The organism is Lapillicoccus jejuensis (genome assembly GCF_006715055.1).
Lineage (GTDB): Bacteria > Actinomycetota > Actinomycetes > Actinomycetales > Dermatophilaceae > Lapillicoccus > Lapillicoccus jejuensis.
On record NZ_VFMN01000001.1, the window covers coordinates 708,641 to 726,803 of the forward strand.

The 18,163-nt window shown below is 71.9% G+C and carries 16 protein-coding genes; all 16 read right to left on the reverse strand.

The window, feature by feature from the left end; all coding sequences use genetic code 11:
- Positions 1 to 9: 9 nt before the first annotated feature.
- The 16 genes from FB458_RS03440 to FB458_RS03515 all read right to left on the reverse strand — a co-directional run bounded on the left by FB458_RS03440 (position 10) and on the right by FB458_RS03515 (position 18,154).
- Positions 10 to 555, reverse strand: a complete 546-nt coding sequence (locus FB458_RS03440; RefSeq protein WP_141846789.1) for a riboflavin biosynthesis intermediates N-glycosidase — start codon at positions 553 to 555, stop codon at positions 10 to 12.
- A gap of 9 nt (positions 556 to 564) precedes the next feature.
- The gene (locus FB458_RS03445) at positions 565 to 1,233 is read right to left on the reverse strand and encodes an MOSC domain-containing protein (RefSeq protein ID WP_141846791.1); all 669 of its coding nucleotides are present in this window, start codon (positions 1,231 to 1,233) and stop codon (positions 565 to 567) included.
- A 56-nt stretch (positions 1,234 to 1,289) separates the two neighbouring features.
- Positions 1,290 to 2,324, reverse strand: coding sequence for a polyprenyl synthetase family protein (locus tag FB458_RS03450; protein WP_141846793.1), 1,035 nt, complete (start codon positions 2,322 to 2,324; stop codon positions 1,290 to 1,292).
- Positions 2,321 to 3,919, reverse strand: a complete 1,599-nt coding sequence (gene nuoN / locus FB458_RS03455) for an NADH-quinone oxidoreductase subunit NuoN (RefSeq protein ID WP_141846795.1) — start codon at positions 3,917 to 3,919, stop codon at positions 2,321 to 2,323. Before nuoN ends, FB458_RS03450 begins: the two co-directional genes overlap by 4 nt.
- Positions 3,919 to 5,454 (reverse strand): NADH-quinone oxidoreductase subunit M, encoded by a 1,536-nt coding sequence (locus FB458_RS03460; RefSeq protein WP_141846797.1) that lies wholly within the window; start codon positions 5,452 to 5,454, stop codon positions 3,919 to 3,921. Before FB458_RS03460 ends, nuoN begins: the two co-directional genes overlap by 1 nt.
- Positions 5,454 to 7,361: an NADH-quinone oxidoreductase subunit L gene (nuoL, locus tag FB458_RS03465; RefSeq protein ID WP_141846799.1), complete on the reverse strand. Its 1,908-nt coding sequence runs from the start codon at positions 7,359 to 7,361 to the stop codon at positions 5,454 to 5,456. The genes FB458_RS03460 and nuoL overlap by 1 nt, the downstream gene beginning before the upstream one ends.
- Positions 7,362 to 7,376: 15 nt before the next feature.
- Positions 7,377 to 7,676, reverse strand: a complete 300-nt coding sequence (gene nuoK / locus FB458_RS03470) for an NADH-quinone oxidoreductase subunit NuoK (protein ID WP_141846801.1) — start codon at positions 7,674 to 7,676, stop codon at positions 7,377 to 7,379.
- Positions 7,673 to 8,458, reverse strand: a complete 786-nt coding sequence (locus tag FB458_RS03475; RefSeq protein ID WP_141846803.1) for an NADH-quinone oxidoreductase subunit J — start codon at positions 8,456 to 8,458, stop codon at positions 7,673 to 7,675. Before FB458_RS03475 ends, nuoK begins: the two co-directional genes overlap by 4 nt.
- On the reverse strand, positions 8,458 to 9,060 hold the full coding sequence (gene nuoI, locus FB458_RS03480; RefSeq protein WP_246061474.1) for an NADH-quinone oxidoreductase subunit NuoI: 603 nt from the start codon (positions 9,058 to 9,060) through the stop codon (positions 8,458 to 8,460). The genes FB458_RS03475 and nuoI overlap by 1 nt, the downstream gene beginning before the upstream one ends.
- A 148-nt stretch (positions 9,061 to 9,208) precedes the next feature.
- Entirely contained in the window at positions 9,209 to 10,654 is a 1,446-nt protein-coding gene (nuoH, locus tag FB458_RS03485) for an NADH-quinone oxidoreductase subunit NuoH (RefSeq protein WP_141846807.1), read from the reverse strand.
- On the reverse strand, positions 10,654 to 13,236 hold the full coding sequence (locus FB458_RS03490; protein ID WP_141846809.1) for an NADH-quinone oxidoreductase subunit G: 2,583 nt from the start codon (positions 13,234 to 13,236) through the stop codon (positions 10,654 to 10,656). Before FB458_RS03490 ends, nuoH begins: the two co-directional genes overlap by 1 nt.
- On the reverse strand, positions 13,233 to 14,564 hold the full coding sequence (gene nuoF, locus FB458_RS03495; protein WP_141846811.1) for an NADH-quinone oxidoreductase subunit NuoF: 1,332 nt from the start codon (positions 14,562 to 14,564) through the stop codon (positions 13,233 to 13,235). The genes FB458_RS03490 and nuoF overlap by 4 nt, the downstream gene beginning before the upstream one ends.
- Positions 14,561 to 15,442, reverse strand: a complete 882-nt coding sequence (gene nuoE, locus FB458_RS03500; RefSeq protein ID WP_141846813.1) for an NADH-quinone oxidoreductase subunit NuoE — start codon at positions 15,440 to 15,442, stop codon at positions 14,561 to 14,563. Before nuoE ends, nuoF begins: the two co-directional genes overlap by 4 nt.
- The gene (locus tag FB458_RS03505; RefSeq protein ID WP_141846815.1) at positions 15,442 to 16,818 is read right to left on the reverse strand and encodes an NADH-quinone oxidoreductase subunit D; all 1,377 of its coding nucleotides are present in this window, start codon (positions 16,816 to 16,818) and stop codon (positions 15,442 to 15,444) included. The genes nuoE and FB458_RS03505 overlap by 1 nt, the downstream gene beginning before the upstream one ends.
- Positions 16,818 to 17,600, reverse strand: a complete 783-nt coding sequence (locus FB458_RS03510) for an NADH-quinone oxidoreductase subunit C (protein WP_141846817.1) — start codon at positions 17,598 to 17,600, stop codon at positions 16,818 to 16,820. Before FB458_RS03510 ends, FB458_RS03505 begins: the two co-directional genes overlap by 1 nt.
- Positions 17,600 to 18,154: a NuoB/complex I 20 kDa subunit family protein gene (locus FB458_RS03515; RefSeq protein WP_141846819.1), complete on the reverse strand. Its 555-nt coding sequence runs from the start codon at positions 18,152 to 18,154 to the stop codon at positions 17,600 to 17,602. Before FB458_RS03515 ends, FB458_RS03510 begins: the two co-directional genes overlap by 1 nt.
- Positions 18,155 to 18,163: the final 9 nt, after the last annotated feature.

Sequence of the window (18,163 nt, forward strand, 5' to 3'; positions counted from 1 at the left end):
CGGTAGGCGTCAGCGCAGCCGCTCGCGCACCCGCATCAGCGCGAAGCCGAGACGGTTGCGGCCGCGCCAGGTGCGGGGGTCCTGCGCCTTCGGGTTGGCGGCCCCGAGCCCGATGCCCCAGATGACGTCGCGCGGTGCGGCCTCGACGAGGACGGCGTCCCCCGTGCCGACGAGGACGTCCCGGAGCGGTGGGTGCGCCGCGAACTTGGCGAGGTTCCCCTCCACCACCACGCGGGAGGACTCGGCCGTCCACGCGTCCTTCTCGAAGTCCCGCACGGACCGCCCCACCTTCTTGGCGACCGCCGGGTCGTCCTCGAGCAGGACGCGGGACGCCGCGTCGGCGTCCCCGAACAGCCGCGCCTTGCACCACATCATCCAGTGCTCGGCGGTCGCGAAGCGGCGGCCGTCGACCTCGAACGGGGCCGGCCACCACTGGCTCAGGCACCCCAGCCCGACCGAGCCGTCCGGCTCGGGGCGGTGACCGTAGAACAGCACGAGCTCGGGCCGCTCCCCCGCCTCGAAGGCGGCCACCAGGTCGTCGTACGACGTCGTCACGCGTGGACCTCAGGCGTGGCTCGCCACCGCGGCCCGGGCCTGCGCCAGGGTCTCCGGCTCGAGGTCGTCGGCGGCGACGAGCAACCCGGGCAGCAGGTCGTGGCGGGTCATCGTCGCGAGGAAGACGTCCGAGCTGCGGACGCCGTGGTCGGGCCGGTGGACGACCTCGACGGTGTCACCGGCCCGGACCGGGCCCGGCTCGACGACGCTGAGGTAGGTGCCGGTGCGGTTGCGCTCGGTGAACGTCCGCAGCCAGCCCTTGCGCCCGAGGTGGGCGCGGAAGGTGCTGCACGGGATCCGCGGTGCGGTGACCTGGAGCACGAGGCTCTCGCCGACCCGCCACCGCTCACCCACGAGCGCGTCACTGACCTCGAGGCCGCTCGTCGTGAGGTTCTCCCCGAAGGCGCCGTTCGGCAGCTCGACCCCGAGCAGCGCCTCGTACGCGTCGAGGTCCTCGCGGGCGTAGGCGTAGACCGCCTGGGTGACCCCGCCGTGGTGCTCGACGTCGCCGATCGCGTCGCCGACCAGCCCGCTGCCGAGCCCACCGTGCTTCGGGCCCGGATCGCGCACCTCGACGGGCCCCTCGACGGGCTGCTTGCGGATCCCGGTCGGGAGGTCCTTGCCGGAGTCGATCGGCTCCAGCCGGCCGACGTTGACGGTCAGCACGCGTGCGGTCACGGCCGCCACCCTAGCGTCCGCATCGTCGGGGCACCGGTGCCCCGACGGTGCGGACGTCAGCCGACGCGGTCGGTGACCGAGATGACGAGGGTCTGCAGCGCCGTCCGGGCGTCGGACTCCGGCAGCCCGTCGAGCAGGGCGGCAGCCTCGCGGCCGACCTCCTGGGTGTCGCGGTGCGCCTGCTCGAGCGCCGGGTGGGCGCGCAGCAGCCGCAGCGCCTCGTCCAGGAGCGCCGGGTCGCGCAGGTCCTCGTGGCGGGCCGGGTCGAGCAGCGCGCGCAGCCGCCCGCTCCCCTCGTCGGTGGTCGCGAGGGCGTGCAGCACCGGCAGCGTCGCCTTGCCCTCGCGCAGGTCGGTACCGGGCACCTTGCCCGACTCCTCGGCGTCGGAGGCGACGTCGATGAGGTCGTCGGCGAGCTGGAAGGCCACGCCCAACCGCTCGCCGTACGACGTCAGCAGGCTCACCGTCCGCTCGTCGGCGCCGCCGAACATCGCGCCGTACCGCGCGGCGGTGGCGATGAGGGCCCCCGTCTTGTCGGCGAGGACGCCGAGGTAGTACCCGACCGGGTCGGCGCCGGCCGGCGCGGGCCGGTCGTCGCGGATCTGCCCCGAGCACAGGCGCACGAAGGTGCGGGCCTGGATGCGGACCGCCTCCGGTCCGAGGTCGGCGACGATCTCGGACGCCTTGCCGAAGAGCAGGTCGCCGACGAGGATCGCCGTCGAGTTGTCGTAGCGGGCGTTGGCGCTGGCCACCCCGCGGCGCACGGACGCCTCGTCCATGACGTCGTCGTGGTAGAGCGAGGCCAGGTGGGTCAGCTCGACGCCGGCCGCGGCGGCCACGACGTCGTCGGAGGCCGGCGCGCCACCCGCCGGGCCGAGCTCGGCGGCGAGGAGCGTGAGCAGCGGGCGGACCCGCTTGCCGCCGGCCAGGGTGAGGTGGGCCGAGGCCTCCGCGATGAGCGGGTCGTCGTGGTCGACGACCTGCCGCAGGAGCGCCTCGACCCGCTCCAGCCCGTCCTGCAGCCGGTTCGCCAGGGCCGGGGTGACCCCGGGCAGGGCGAGGACGGGCGGGGTGGCGGGGGTGGTCGTCACCGGATGAACTGCGAGGCGTCGTTCGCCAGCTGGAGCAGCTGGCTGGGCCACACGCCCAGGACCAGCGTGAGCGCCGCGCCGAAGGTGATGGCCACCGTCGTCATCGCCGACGGGCTGACGACGGCGACGTTGTCGGCCGCGCCGTCGGCCCGGTCGGTGAAGTACATGAGCACGATGACCCGGGCGTAGACGAACACCGTGATGGCGCTGCAGACGAGGCCGACGACGACCATCGTCGTGCCCATCCCGCCGGACCTCAGGGCCGGGGCGAAGACGGCGAACTTCGAGGTGAAGCCCGACGTCAGCGGGATGCCGGCGAAGGCGAGCAGCAGGAAGGCGAACGCCGTCGCGGTCCACGGGTGGCGCTTGCCGAGCCCGGCCCACTGCGACAGGTGCGTGGCCTCCGCGCCGTCCGCGCGGACGATCCCGACGATGCCGAAGGCGGCGATCGTGGCCAGGCCGTAGGCGACGAGGTAGAACATCACGCCGCCGACGCCGACCTTGTCGAAGGCCAGGACGCCGGTGAGGATGAAGCCCGCGTGGGCGATCGAGGAGTAGGCCAGCAGCCGCTTGACGTCCGTCTGCGTCACCGACAGGACCGCGCCGACGACCATGGTGAGGATGGCGACGGCCGCGATGCCCGGGGCCCAGCTCCACCGGTCGCCGGCGATGCCGACGTAGACCAGGCGCAGGATCGCGCCGAACGCGGCGAGCTTGGTCGCAGCGGCCATGAAGCCGGTGACCGGGGTCGGGGCGCCCTGGTAGACGTCCGGGGTCCAGGCGTGGAACGGGACGGCGCCGACCTTGAAGAGCAGGCCGACGGCGACGAGCACGACGCCCGGCAGCAACAGGCCGTCGAGCTGCGAGCCGCTCGTGCCGATCGCCTCGGCGATGTCCGGCAGGTAGACCGAGCCGGCGAAACCGAAGAGCAGCGCCGAGCCGAAGAGGAAGAACGCGGACGAGAACGCGCCGAGGAGGAAGTACTTGAGCGACGCCTCCTGCGACAGCAGCCGCCGCCGCCGGGCGAGCCCGGTGAGGATGTAGAGCGGCAGCGAGAGGACCTCGAGCGCGATGAACATCGTCAGCAGGTCCCCGGCGGCCGGGAACAGCAGCATGCCGACGACCGCGAAGAGGGTCAGCGGGAAGACCTCGGAGGTCATCGCCCCGGCCCGGTCGGCCAGCGCCTCGGCCGGGGAGCCCGGCGTCGCCGCGCCCATCGGGGTGAAGGCGTCGGCGCCCCGACCACCGAGGCGCTCGGCCATCGTCAGCACGCCGAGGACGGCGAAGACGAGGATCGTGCCCTGGAGGAAGAGGGCCGGGCCGTCGACGACGACCGAGCCGAGGATGACGCCGGTGCTGCCCTTGACCCCGGCCGTCGCCGTCTGGTGGTGCACCGACAGCAGGACGAGGACGAGGAAGGCGGCGACGAGGCCGACGAGGGTCAGCGCGACCTGGGTGACGTAGCGCGCGGCGCGCGGGACGAAGGCCTCGACGAGCACGCCGAGCAGCGCGGTGCCGACGACGACGAGGACCGGCGCCAGCGCGGCGTAGTCGATCGACGCCGTCGTGAACGTCGCGGCGGGGAGGGCGGGCATCACTTCGAGGCTCCTTCGGCGGACCCGGGCACCACCGGCGCCGGGTCGCTGACCTTGACGTACCCCAGCGTCGTGGAGATCGCCGGGTTGACGATGTCCGTGACCGGCTTCGGGTAGAAGCCGAGCACGAGGAAGATCGCGATGATCGGCGCGACGACCCACTTCTCGCGCAGGGCGAGGTCGGGGGTGCCGTCCAGGCCCTCCGGGCGGGGACCGGTCATCATCCGCTGGTACATGAGCAGGATGTAGAGCGCGGCGAGGATGATGCCCACCGTCGCGATGACCGCCGGCGCCGGGTAGCGCTGGAAGATGCCGATGAGGGTCGTGATCTCGGCGAGGAACGAGCCCATGCCGGGCAGCGCGAGGCCGGCGAGCCCGGCGACGAGGAAGACGCCCGCGAGCGCCGGCGTGAGCCGCTGCCAGCCGCCGTAGTCCTCGATCCGCTTGCTCCCCCGCCGGCTGACGAGCATGCCGGCTACGAGGAACAGGGCGGCCGTCGTGAAGCCGTGGTTGACCATGTAGAGCGTCGCCCCGGTGCCGCCGGTCGTCGTCATGGCGAAGATGCCGAGGACGATGAAGCCGAAGTGGCTGATCGAGGTGTAGGCGATCAGGCGCATCGCGTCCTGCTGACCGATGGCCAGCAGGGCGCCGTACAGGACCGAGATCACCGCGAGCGTGATGACGACCGGGGTGGCCCACTTGCTGGCCTCGGGGAACAGCTGGAGGCAGAAGCGGATCATCCCGTAGGTGCCGACCTTGTCCAGGACGCCGACGAGCAGCGTCGCCGTGGCCGGGCGGGCCTCGGTCGCCGCGTCGGGCAGCCAGGTGTGGACCGGGAACATCGGCGCCTTGACCGCGAAGGCGAAGAAGAATCCGAGGAACAGCCAGCGACCCGCCTCGACGCTGAGCGGGAGACCGGTCAGCTTGGTGACGAGGAAGCCGTCCGGGCCACCCGGGCCCTGGACGTAGAGGCCGATGACGGCGGCGAGCATGATGAGCCCGCCGAGCAGCGAGAACAGCAGGAACTTCACCGCGGCGTACTGCCGACGCTGGCCGCCGTACTGCCCGATGAGGAAGTACACCGGGATGAGCATCGCCTCGAAGAAGACGTAGAACAGGAAGACGTCCGTGGCGGCGAAGACGCCGACCATGAAGGTCTCCAGCACGAGCATGAGGGCGAAGTAGCCCTTCTCGCGCGTCGTGCCCTGCTCCTCGACGGGCAGGTCGCGGAAGGCCGCGAGGATGCAGATCGGGGCGAGCACGACCGACATGAGGATGAGCGCGAGCGCCAGCCCGTCGACGCCGAGCGCGTAGCTGACGCCGAACTGCGGGATCCACTGGTGCTGCTCGGTGAGCTGGAACTGCTGGCTGGAGCCGGTCTTGAACTGCGTCGCCGCGACGACCGACACGACGAGCGTCAGCAGCGAGAAGGCGAGCGCGGTGACCTTGGCCCGCGCGGCGGGCAGCAGGACGACGGCGACGGCACCGACCAGCGGGACGGCGCCCATGATCGTGAGCCAGGGGACGTTGGACATCACTGCATCACCCACAGGGCTCCGAGGACGACGACGACGCCGGCGAGCATCGTCAGGGCGTAGGAGCGCACGTAGCCGTTCTGCACCTTGCGCAGGCGGGCCGACGTCCCCCCGATCAGGGCGGCGAGGCCGCCGGCCGCACCGTCGATCCCGCGGTTGTCGGTGAACACGAGCGAGCGGGTCAGGTGCAGGCCCGGGCGCATGAGGATCCCCTCGTTGACGGCGTCCTGGTAGAGGTCGACGCGGGCGGCCCGGGTGGCGAGGCTGCCGCGCGGCGCGGTGGTCGGCACGCTGTCGCGCCAGTAGCGCATCCAGGCCAGGCCGGCACCGGCGGCGACGAGCACCAGGGTGAGGACGGTGATGACGATGGGTGCGAGGACCGGCTCGTGCTCGGCCGACTCGCTGACCCCCAGGGCCGGGTCGAGCCAGCCGGTGATGATCCCCGTCGGGCCGAGGGCCGCACCGAGGAAGGCGGAGCCGACCGCGAGGACCATCATCGGGACGGTCATCGTCAGGGGCGACTCGTGCGGGTGGACGTCGTCGGTCCACCGCTTCTTGCCGTGGAAGGTCATGAAGAACATCCGCGACATGTAGAACGCCGTGATGCCGGCGCCGACGAGCGCGGTGAGGCCGAAGACCCAGGGGCGCCAGCCCTCGCCGACGAAGGCCGACTCGATGATCTTGTCCTTGGACCAGAAGCCGGACAGGAGCGGGAAGCCGATGATGGCGAGGAAGCCGAGGCCGAAGGTCGCCCAGGTGATCCGCTGCACCGTCCACAGCCCGCCGAAGCGGCGCATGTTGACCTGGTCGTTCATGCCGTGCATGACCGACCCGGCCCCGAGGAACATCCCGGCCTTGAAGAAGCCGTGCGTGAGCAGGTGGAAGATCGCGAAGGCGTACCCGACCGGGCCGAGCCCGGCGGCCAGCATCATGTAGCCGATCTGGCTCATCGTCGACGCGGCGAGCGCCTTCTTCAGGTCGTCCTTCGCGCAGCCGACGATCGCCCCGAAGACCAGCGTGATGGCGCCGACGATGACGACGAGCAGCTGCGCGGTGGGCGCGCCCTCGAAGATGACGTGGCTGCGCACGACGAGGTAGACCCCGGCGGTGACCATCGTCGCGGCGTGGATGAGGGCCGAGACCGGCGTCGGGCCGGCCATCGCGTCGCCCAGCCAGCTCTGCAGCGGGAACTGCGCCGACTTGCCGCAGGCGCCGAGCAGCAGCATGAGGCCGATGACGGTCAGGCCCGCCTGGCTCGCCTTGTCCGCGTTGGCGAAGACCGACGCGTAGTCGACCTTCCCGAACTGGAAGACCATCGTCATGATCGCGATGGACAGGCCGAGGTCACCGACGCGGTTGGCGACGAACGCCTTGTTGGCCGCGGACGCGTAGCTCGGGTTGTAGTTCCAGAACCCGATGAGCAGGTACGACGCGAGACCCACGCCCTCCCAGCCGACGTACAGCAGGAGGTAGCTGTCGGCCGTGACGAGCAGCAGCATCGCCGCGACGAAGAGGTTGAGGTAGGCGAAGAACCGGCGCTTGTCCTTGTCGTGCTCCATGTAGCCCAGGGAGTAGACGTGGATGAGCGAGCCGACGAACGTGATGAGCAGGACGAACACGACCGAGAGCGGGTCGAGCAGCTGCCCGGCGTCGAGGGTGAAGGAGCCGACCGAGATGAACGGGAACAGGTGCAGGTGCATGGCCCGGTCGCCCTCGGGGCGGCCGGCCATCGCGATGACGACGAGCAGGCCGACGACGAAGGCGCCCCAGGAGAGCACGGTCGCGAGGTAGGGACCCCACGAGTTGGTGCGCCTCCCCCCGAGGAGCAGGATCGCGGCCCCGAGCGCCGGCAGGGCGACGAGGAGCCAGGCGTACGACGTGACGCCTGACGCGGTGATGGTGTGCAAGCCTCGGCGCTCCTTCTACAGCTTCAGCAGGTTGGCGTCGTCGACCGAGGCCGACCGGCGGGCGCGGAAGATCGCCATGATGATCGCGAGGCCGACGACGACCTCCGCGGCGGCGACGACCATGACGAAGAGGGCGATGACCTGCCCGTCCAGCGACCCGTGGATCCGCGCGAAGGTGACGAACGCGAGGTTCGTCGCGTTCAGCATGAGCTCGACGCCCATGAACACGATGATCGCGTTGCGGCGCAGCAGGACCGTGGCCCCGCCGATCGCGAAGAGGATCGCCGACAGGTAGATGTACCAGATGAGGTTCACCGGGTGATGCCTTCCTCGATCTCGGCCTCGATGGCCGCCTCGGCGGCGTGGTAGTCGTCGGGGCGGGAGACCTGGTCGCGCGAGACGAGCACGCGGGAGACCGACAGGGCGGACGGGGTGCCGTCCGGCAGCAGGGCGGGCGTGTCGACGGCGTTGTGGCGCGCGTAGACGCCCGGCGCGGGCAGGCCGGCGACGAACTTGTTCTCGCGGACGCGGCGCTCGGCCCACTCGCGCTGGCCGAGCTTCTCGCCGAGCCGCTCGCGGTGGGCGAGGACCATGGCGCCGATCGCGGCGGTGATGAGCAGGGCCGAGGTCAGCTCGAAGGCCCAGACGTACTGGCCGAAGATCAGCTGGGCGACACCGGAGACGTTGCCGCCACCGCTGCCGTCGGCCGGGTTGTTGACCGCGTCGAGCCCGACGGCCGTCGGCAGGGTCGCCGTGCGCAGCGAGGCGAGCATGAGGACGGCCAGGCCGACCCCGAGCACCCACGCCCAGGTGCGCTGGCCCTTGATCGTCTCGACGACCGAGTCGGCCGAGTCGACGCCGACGAGCATGAGGACGAAGAGGAAGAGCATCATCACGGCGCCGGTGTAGACGAACACCTGGACGACGCCGAGGAACGGCGCCGACTCCATGACGTAGAGCACGCCGAGGTTGACCATGACGAAGGCCATGCACAGGGCCGCGTGGACCGCCTTGCGGGCGAAGATGAGCCCGAGGGCGGCGACGACCATGAGGATCCCGAGGATCCAGAAGGCGACGGCCTCACCGGTGGACGCCATCAGGACCTCCTCCTGCTCGCCGCGGAGTCCGTGGGCTTCGCGGGCTCGGTGCCGACGAGGCCGGTGACCTCGTCGGCGTGCTCGGCCACCCAGGTGCGCTGCTCGTCCGAGGCCGCCGTGACCTTGCCCTGGTAGTAGTCGCGCTCCTCCATGCCGGTCACCATCGGGTGCGGCGCGGGGAGCATGCCCTGCTGGACCGGGGCGAGCAGCTGGTCCTTGGTGAAGATCAGGTCGGCGCGGTTGTCGTCGGCCAGCTCGTAGTCGTTGGTCATCGTCAGCGCGCGCGTCGGGCAGGCCTCGATGCACAGGCCGCAGAAGATGCAGCGCAGGTAGTTGATCTGGTAGACGCGGCCGTAGCGCTCCCCCGGCGAGAAGCGGCCCTGGCCGCCCTCGGAGATGGGGGTGTCGTCGTTGTTCGCGCCCTCGACGAGGATCGCGTCGGCCGGGCAGGCCCACGCGCACAGCTCGCAGCCGACGCACTTCTCGAGCCCGTCGGGGTGACGGTTGAGCTGGTGACGGCCGTGGTAGCGCGGCGCCGTGGGACGCGGCTTCTCCGGGTACTCCTCGGTGAGGACCTTGCGGAACTGGGTCGCGAAGGTCACGCCGAAGCCGCCGACGGGGGCGTACCACGGGGGTCGCTTCTCGTCGGTGCCCGACGTGCTCGAGGCGGCCGACGCGCGCCCGTCCCCGGCGGAGGGGACGGGGCGGCGTACGGGACGCTCGGCGGGCGGCTGGGGCGGGGTGGCGTCGTCAGCCACGACCGTCCTCCTTGGCTCGGGGGATGGGACGGGTGGACGTGCCGCCGGCGCCGACGGCCGGCGTGCTGCTCGAGCCGACCAGGCCGGCGGTGACCGGGCGGGCGGGCTCGACGAGGCGCTGGCCGGGCAGCGGCGGGACGGGGAAGCCGCCCGCGAACGGGTCGACCTCGGTCGGGGGCTTGCGCGCCGCGAGCTGCTCCTCCTGCTCGGCCCGCTTGAGGTCCCAGACCCAGGCGCCGGCGAGGGCCAGCACGGCGATGATGCCGACGACGAAGAGCGTCGCGGTCTGGAACTGCAGGGCGCCGAGGACGAAGGTGCCCTGGCCGAACCAGCCGTTCTGGGCCCCGCGGATGAAGGCGACGACGACGACCCAGACGAGGGTGCCGGGGATCATCACCTTCCAGCCGAAGCGCATGAACTGGTCGTAGCGCACGCGGGGCAGCGAGCCGCGGACCCACACGAAGCCCCAGATGAAGAGCCAGAGCTTGGCGGTGAACCACAGGACGCCCCACCAGCCCTCGTTGAACATGCCGCCGTTGATCGACGAGATCCCGATCGGGGCGCGCCAGCCGCCGAGGAAGACGGTGGTGGCCAGCGCCGACACGACGAACATGTTGATGTACTCGCCGAGGAAGAACATGGCGAAGCGCATCGAGGAGTACTCGGTGTGGAAGCCACCGGTCAGCTCGCCCTCGCCCTCGGCGAGGTCGAAGGGCAGCCGGTTGGTCTCGCCGAGCATCGTGACGACGTAGACCGCGAAGGACAGGAACGCCGGGATGAAGTACCAGAAGCGGTCCTGCGCGGCGACGATCTGCGAGGTCGACATCGAGCCGCTGTAGAGGAACACGGCGACCAGCGCGAGGCCCATGGCGATCTCGTAGGAGATGACCTGGGCGGTCGAGCGCAGACCACCGAGCAGGGGGTACGTCGACCCGGACGACCAGCCCGCGAGCACGATGCCGTAGACGCCGACCGAGGCGACGGCGAGCACGACGATGACCGCGACCGGCAGGTCGGTGACCTGCAGCGGGGTCAGGTGCCCGAACATCCAGGCCTTGTCACCGAACGGGATGATGGCGAAGGAGACGAAGGCCATCGTCGCCGAGATCAGCGGCGCGAGCGTGAACACCACCTTGTCGGCGTTGGCCGGGGTGATGTCCTCCTTGAGCATGAGCTTCGCGCCGTCGGCCAGGGTCTGCAGGAGGCCGAAGGGGCCGGTGCGGTTCGGGCCGGGACGCTGCTGCATGCGACCGATGACGCGACGCTCGAACCAGATGACGAGCAGCGTGCTCAGCAGCAGGTAGACGAACGCCATCAGCGCCTTGACCAGCGACAGCCACCAGGGGGTGTCGGTGAAGTCGGCCTTCGGCGCCTCCACGCCCGGCAGCGTCGGGAGCGACGAGACCAGGGTGGGGGCGAGGGTGGCGAGCTGGGACATCAGCGAGCCTCCTGCTGGTGGGTGGCCGTCGGCCGGGTCGCCGTCGGCAGGGTCGCGGTGGGCACGGCGGCGCCGGCGACGCGGGTGACGGTGACGGGGTCGCCCCCCACCGCGCCGAGGGTGGCCCGGACGGCGCAGCCGGCGCTGTTGGTGGGCAGCCACACGACGCCGGGCACGAGGTCGTCGGTGAGGAGGGCCGGCACGCGCACGCGTCCGCTCCCCCGGCCGGTGGTGACCTCGACGACGTCGCCGTCGGCCACGCCGAGGGCGGCCGCGTCGGTCGGCGAGAGCCGGGCGACGGCGCGCGGCGCCGTCCCGGCCAGGTGCGGCTCGCCGTCCTGCATCCGGCCCTTGTCGAGCAGGGTGGCCCAGGTCGCGAGGACGAGCTGGCCCTCGGCCGGGGCGGCGGGCGCCGGCGCGTGGCCGTCGGTGAGGACGGGACGCTCGCCCGACCACGGACCGAGCGCCTCGAACTGCGCGTGGATCTGCGCCTGGGTGCGCGTCTCGAGGAAGACGTTCATCTCCGAGGCGAGCATGTCCAGGACCCGGTGGTCGCTGAGCGCGTTGGTCTCGAGCGCCGCCGCGAAGGGCCGGAGGCGACCCTCCCAGTCGACGAACGTGCCGGCCTTCTCGGCGGTCGGCGCGACCGGGAGGACGACGTCGGCGACCTCGGTCACCGCGGAGCGACGGACCTCGAGCGAGACGACGAACGTCTTGGCCAGCGCCTCCTCGATGCCCGGCTGCGCCAGGTCGTCGGGGTCGACGCCGCCGACGACGAGGGCGTCGACCGCCCCCCGGCAGGCCGCGGCGACGATGCCGGCCGTGTCGCGCGCCGGCGAGTCCGGCAGCCCGACGACGTCCCACACCTCGGCGACCTGCGCGCGGGCGGCGGTGTCGGTGACGAGGCGTCCGCCCGGCAGCAGCGAGCCGAGCGCGCCGGTCTCCAGCGCACCCCGCTCGCCCGAGCGGCGCGGCACCCACGCGAGGCGCGCGCCGGTGCGGGTCGCCAGCTCGGCGGCCGCGGTGAGCGCCCCCGGCACGGTGGCCAGGCGCTCGCCGACGAGGATGACCCCGCCGTCGGCGAGGGCGGCCTCGGCGGCCGCCCCGGCCTCGGTGACGCCGAGCGCGGTGAGGGCCACGGCCTCCTGGCCGGGAACCGTCGGCACCAGCGAACCGTTGAGCTTGCGCAGGCCCCGCGAGGTGTACGGCGCGATCGCCGTGACCTTCTGGGCGTGGCGACGGACCGCCTTGCGCAGGCGCAGGAAGACGATCGGGCTCTCGTCCTCGGGCTCGAACCCGACGAGCAGGACGGCCGGGGCGTGCTCGAGGTCGTCGTACGTGATCCCGCCGGCGTCGGGGCCGGTCGAGACGACGTGCGCGGCGAGGAAGTCGGCCTCCTCGGCCGAGTGCGGCCGGGCGCGGAAGTCGATGTCGTTGGTCTGCAGGGCGATCCGCGCGAACTTGCCGTAGGCGTAGGCGTCCTCGGCGGTGCCGCGGCCGCCGACGAGCACGCCTGCGGCCTTGGCCCGGCGCAGCCCGGCGGCGGCGACCTCGAGGGCCTCCGGCCACCCGGCGGCCCGCAGCTGGCCGTCCTCGTCGCGCACCAGCGGGGTCTCGAGACGGTCGGCGAGGGTCGGCCACTGGAAGGCCCAGCGACCCTTGTCGCAGTTCCACTCCTCGTTGACCGCCGGGTCGTCCAGCGCCATCCGGCGCAGCACGACGCCGCGGCGGTGGTCGGTGCGCAGCGAGCACCCGGAGGCGCAGCCCTCGCACACCGTCGGCGTGGAGATGAGGTCGAACGGGCGCGAGCGGAAGCGGTACGCCGCCCCGGTGAGCGCGCCGACCGGGCAGATCTGGACGGTGTTGCCGGAGAAGTAGCTCTCGAAGGGCTGCTCCTCGTAGATGCCGACCTGCTGCAGCGCCCCGCGCTCGACGAGGGCGATGAACGGGTCACCGGCGATCTGGTCGGAGAAGCGGGTGCAGCGGGCGCACAGCACGCAGCGCTCGCGGTCGAGCAGCACCTGGGCCGAGATGTGGATCGGCTTGGGGTAGGTGCGCTTGACGTCCTCGAACCGCGACACCGCGCGGCCGTTGCTCATCGCCTGGTTCTGCAGGGGGCACTCGCCGCCCTTGTCGCAGACGGGGCAGTCGAGCGGGTGGTTGATGAGCAGCAGCTCCATGACGCCGTGCTGCGCCTTGTCGGCGACCGGGCTGGTGTTCTGCGTCTTGACCGCCATGCCCTCGGACACCGTGATGGTGCACGAGGCCTGCGGCTTGGGCATCGGGCGCAGCGAGCCGTCGGGGCCCGGGGTCGCGACCTCGACGAGGCACTGGCGGCAGGCGCCGACCGGCTCCAGCAGCGGGTGGTCGCAGAAGCGCGGGATCTGGATCCCCACCTCCTCGGCGGCCCGGATGACCAGGGTGCCCTTGGGCACCGAGACGGGGATGCCGTCGATGGTCACGGCGACGCCGTCGGCGACCGCCGGCGCCTGGGCGTTGCCGCCGGTGCTCACCGAGTTGCCGCCGGACGACGGGCTGTTCGTCGTCGGGCCCACCGCGGGCGAGACGGGTGTCGTCGTCATGCGGACGCGGTCTCCTTGCTGGTCGAGCCGGCGAAGTACACCGACGCGTCACGGTCGAACGGGCAGCCGTCGACGTCGAGGTGCGCCTCGTACTCCTCGCGGAAGTACTGCAGGCTGCTGGTGATCGGCGAGGTGGCACCGTCACCGAGGGCGCAGAACGAGCGGCCGAGGATGTTGTCGCAGATGTCGAGCAGCTTGTCGAAGTCGGCGCGCGAGGCGGCGCCGGCCGGGCCGTGCTCGAGGCGCTCGAGGATCTGCGCCAGCCACCACGTTCCCTCGCGGCACGGCGTGCACTTGCCGCAGGACTCGTGCTTGTAGAAGTCGGTCCACCGCTCGACGGCGCGCACGACGCAGGTCGTCTCGTCGAAGATCTGCAGCGCGCGGGTGCCGAGCATCGAGCCCGCCGCGCCGACCGACTCGAAGTCGAGCGGCACGTCGAGGTGCTCGTCGGTGAAGAGCGGCGTCGAGGAGCCGCCCGGGGTCCAGAACTTCAGCCGCTTGCCCTCGCGCATCCCGCCGGCGAGGTCGAGCAGCTCGCGCAGCGTGATGCCGAGCGGGGCCTCGAACTGGCCGGGGCGGGTGACGTGGCCGGAGAGGCTGAAGATGCCGAAGCCGGTCGACTTCTCGGTACCCATGGCCTTGAACCAGTCCGAGCCGTGCAGCAGCAGCGGCGGGACCGACGCGATCGACTCGACGTTGTTGACGACCGTCGGGCGCGCGTAGAGGCCGGCGACGGCCGGGAACGGCGGCTTGAGGCGCGGCTGGCCGCGACGGCCCTCGAGCGAGTCGAGCAGGGCCGTCTCCTCGCCGCAGATGTAGGCGCCGGCGCCGGCGTGCACGGTGACGTCGAGGTCGAAGCCCGAGCCGTGGATGTTCTTGCCGAGGTGGCCGGCGGCGTACGCCTCCTCCACCGCGCGCAGCAGGCGGCGGTACACGTGCACGAGCTCGCCGCGCAGGTAGATGAAGGCGTGGTCGCAGCCGATGGCGTACGACGTGATGGCGACGCCCTCGATGAGGAAGTGGGGGGCCGCCATCATCAGCGGCGTGTCCTTGCACGTGCCGGGCTCGGACTCGTCGGCGTTGACGACGAGGTAGCGCGGGCCGCCGTCCGGCGGGGGCAGGAAGCCCCACTTCATGCCGGTCGGGAAGCCGGCGCCGCCGCGGCCGCGCAGGCCGGAGTCCTTGGTCAGGGCGACGAGGTCGGCCTGGGACATCCCCAGGGCCTTCTTCAGGGCGTCGTACCCCTCGTGGTCCTCGTAGGTCGCGAGGGTCCAGGACTGCGGGTGGTCCCAGAACTTCGTGAGGATCGGGGTCAGCCGGGTGCTCACTGCTCGCCCTCCTTGCGGGTCGAGGTGGCCTCGCCGGGCTTCTCGTCCGGCGCGTTGGCGTGCGAGTCGGTCGACTCGCGCAGGCCGTGGGCGAGGCCGCCGGCCTCACCGACGGGCGACGCGTCCTGGGCGGCGTGCTCGCGCGCCTCGTCGGCGGACGCCGGGGCGCTCCAGCCGCGCTCGTGGGCGATCTTCAGACCGAGGACCGAGGCCGGCCCGGCCCCGACGCCCTCGTCCGCGCGCCCGTCGAGGAAGCCCGCGAGGACCCGCGAGACCTGCTTGAAGGTCGCGACCGTGTCGGCGCCGCGGGTGGGGACGACCTCGCGGCCGGCCTGCAGGTCGTCGACGAGGCGGGTCGCGGACTCGGGCGTCTGGTTGTCGAAGAACTCCCAGTTGGCCATGACCACCGGGGCGTAGTCGCACGCCGCGTTGCACTCGACGCGCTCGAGGGTGATCTTCCCGTCGGGCGTCGTCTCGTCGTGGCCCACCCCGAGGTGCTCGGACAGGCGCTCCCAGATGAGGTCGCCGCCCATGATCGCGCACAGCGTGTTGGTGCAGACCCCGACGGTGTAGTCGCCGTTGGGGTGGCGCTTGTACTGCGTGTAGAACGTCGCCACGCCGCTGACCTCGGCCGTCTCCAGCTCGAGCAGGTCGGCGCAGAGCGCGATCCCGCGACCGGAGACGTAGCCGTCCTCGGACTGCACGAGGTGCAGCAGCGGCAGCAGCGCCGAGCGCTTGATCGGGTAGCGCGCGATGACCTGGGCGGCGTCGGCGCGCAGCCGGGCCTCGGTCGCGGCGTCGTACGGCGCCTTGCTCTCGGCCGGGACGCGCAGGTGGCCCTCGGCGGTCTGCGGGGTGTGGAGATCGGACGCGGACATCAGCGGTCCACCCCTCCCATGACGGGGTCGATCGAGGCGACGGCGACGATGACGTCGGCGATCTGGCCGCCCTCGCACATCGCGGCCGTGGCCTGCAGGTTGTTGAAGGACGGGTCGCGGAAGTGCGCGCGGTAGGGGCGCGTGCCGCCGTCGGAGACCAGGTGGCAGCCGAGCTCGCCCTTGGCGCTCTCGACGGCCGCGTAGGCCTGGCCGGGCGGGACGCGGAAGCCCTCGGTCACCAGCTTGAAGTGGTGGATGAGGGACTCCATCGACTCGCCCATGATCTCGCGGATGTGGTCCAGAGAGTTGCCCTGGCCGTCCGACATGACGGCGAGCTGGGCCGGCCAGGCGATCTTCTTGTCCTGGACCATGACCGGCTGGCCGGCGGTGGCCTCGAGGCGCGGGATCGTCTGCTCGATGATCTTCAGCGACTCGTGGATCTCGTCGATGCGGATCCGCAGTCGCCCGTAGGCGTCGCAGCTGTCGCGGGTGATGACGTCGAAGTCGTACGTCTCGTAGCCGCAGTACGGCTCGGCCTTGCGCAGGTCGTGCGGCAGGCCGGTCGAGCGCAGCACGGGACCGGTGATCCCGAGGGCCATGCACCCGGTGAGGTCGAGGTAGCCCACGTCGACGGTGCGGCCCCGCAGGACCGGGTTCTCGGTGAGGAGCAGCTCGAACTCGTGCAGGCCGCCGCGCACGCCCTCGACCATGTCGCGGATCTCGGAGACCACGCCGTTGGGCAGGTCCTGCGCCACGCCGCCGGGGCGGATGTAGGCGTTGTTCATCCGCAGGCCGGTGATGAGCTCGATGACCTTGAGGATGCGCTCGCGCTCGCGGAAGCCGACGGTCATGACCGTCGTCGCGCCGAGCTCCATGCCGCCGGTGCCCATCGCCACGAAGTGGGAGCTGATCCGGGTCAGCTCCATCATGAGGACGCGGATGATGCTCGCCCGCTCCGGGACCTGGTCGGTGATGCCGAGGAGCTTCTCGATGGCCAGGCAGTAGGCCGTCTCCTGGAACATCGGCGTGAGGTAGTCCATGCGGGTGCAGAACGTCACGCCCTGGGTCCAGGTGCGGAACTCCATGTTCTTCTCGATGCCGGTGTGCAGGTAGCCGATCCCCGCTCGGGTCTCGGTCACCGTCTCGCCGTCGAGCTCGAGGATGAGCCGCAGGACGCCGTGGGTCGACGGGTGCTGCGGGCCCATGTTGACGACGATGCGCTCGTCGTGCAGGGCCGCGGCCTCCTCGACGAGGTCGTCCCAGTCGCCGCCGGACGCGTTGTAGACGCGCGCGCCCTCGGTGTCGTCCGACCCGGTGGCGGCGTAGGGGTCGCCGTACCCGTCGGTGGTCTCGTTGGTGCTGCTGGTGGTGGTCATCAGGAGTACGACCTCCGCTGGTCCGGCGGTGGGATGGTGGCGCCCTTGTACTCGACGGGGATGCCGCCGAGCGGGTAGTCCTTGCGCTGCGGGTGGCCCGGCCAGTCGTCGGGCATGAGGATCCGGGTCAGGGCCGGGTGGCCGTCGAACTGGATCCCGAACATGTCCCACGTCTCCCGCTCGTGCCAGTCGTTGGCCGGGTAGACCTCGACGATCGAGGGGATGTGGGGGTCGGCGTCGGGGGCGGTGACCTCGACGCGCAGCCGGCGGCTGCCGTTGGTGATCGACAGGAAGTGGTAGACCGCGTGCAGCTCGCGGCCGGTCTCCTGCGGGTAGTGCACGCCCGAGACGCCGAGGCAGATCTCGAAGCGCAGCGCGGCCTCGTTGCGCAGGGTGCGGGCGACCTCGACGAGGTGCTCGCGGCGCACGAAGAGGGTCAGCTCACCGCGGTCGACGACGACCCGCTCGACGGCCTCGCCGAACGAGGCGGAGCCGCCGACGAGCGCCCGCTCGAGGGCGTCCGCGGCCTCGTCGAACCAGCCGCCGTAGGGGCGCGGCGAGGCGCCGGGGAAGAGCACCGGCGCCTGCAGGCCGCCGTACCCGCTCGTGTCCTCGCCCTGGCGCGGGCCGAACATGCCCGTGCGGTGGGCGATCTGGACGGGGGTGGTGTCGACGGCGCCCGCGTAGGCGGTGACGCCCTGCTCGAGCGCGCCCTCCTGGCTGTCGGCGTGCTCCGTCGTGCCCGGGGTCCCCTCGGGGCGCGGGGTGGTCTGGTCGGCCATCAGGCGAGCAGCCCCTTCATGGCGTGGGTCGGGGTGGCCTCCATCGCGGCGCGCTCCGCGGCGCGGGCGGCCTGGACGCGGTCGACGCCGAGCGGCATCTCGAGGATCTGGTCGTGCAGCGTGAGGATCGCGTTGAGCAGCATCTGCGGGCGCGGCGGGCAACCCGGCAGGTAGACGTCGACCGGGATGACGTGGTCGACGCCCTGGACGATCGCGTAGTTGTTGAACATGCCGCCCGAGCTGGCGCAGACGCCCATCGAGATGACCCACTTCGGGTCGCTCATCTGGTCGTAGACCTGGCGCACGACGGGGGCCATCTTCTGGCTCACCCGGCCGGCCACGATCATCAGGTCGGCCTGGCGCGGGGTCGCGGCGAAGCGCTCCATGCCGAAGCGGGCGATGTCGTAGTCGGGGGTGCCGACGGCCATCATCTCGATGGCGCAGCAGGCCAGCCCGAAGGTGGCGGGCCACATCGACGACTTGCGCATGAAGCCGGCGAGGTTCTCGACCGTCGTCAGCAGGAAGCCGGCGGGCAGCTTCTCCTCGAGTCCCATGTGATTCTC

Excerpts from the sequence above, each read along its gene's own strand:
- FB458_RS03505 (WP_141846815.1), bottom strand. The coding sequence starts at position 16,818 with ATGACCACCACCAGCAGCACCAACGAGACCACCGACGGGTACGGCGAC.
- nuoN (WP_141846795.1), bottom strand. The coding sequence starts at position 3,919 with ATGCCCGCCCTCCCCGCCGCGACGTTCACGACGGCGTCGATCGACTAC.
- FB458_RS03510 (WP_141846817.1), bottom strand. The coding sequence starts at position 17,600 with ATGGCCGACCAGACCACCCCGCGCCCCGAGGGGACCCCGGGCACGACG.
- FB458_RS03460 (WP_141846797.1), bottom strand. The coding sequence starts at position 5,454 with ATGTCCAACGTCCCCTGGCTCACGATCATGGGCGCCGTCCCGCTGGTC.
- nuoH (WP_141846807.1), bottom strand. The coding sequence starts at position 10,654 with ATGTCCCAGCTCGCCACCCTCGCCCCCACCCTGGTCTCGTCGCTCCCG.
- nuoE (WP_141846813.1), bottom strand. The coding sequence starts at position 15,442 with ATGTCCGCGTCCGATCTCCACACCCCGCAGACCGCCGAGGGCCACCTG.
- FB458_RS03490 (WP_141846809.1), bottom strand. The coding sequence starts at position 13,236 with ATGACGACGACACCCGTCTCGCCCGCGGTGGGCCCGACGACGAACAGC.
- FB458_RS03475 (WP_141846803.1), bottom strand. The coding sequence starts at position 8,458 with ATGGCGTCCACCGGTGAGGCCGTCGCCTTCTGGATCCTCGGGATCCTC.
- FB458_RS03515 (WP_141846819.1), bottom strand. The coding sequence starts at position 18,154 with ATGGGACTCGAGGAGAAGCTGCCCGCCGGCTTCCTGCTGACGACGGTC.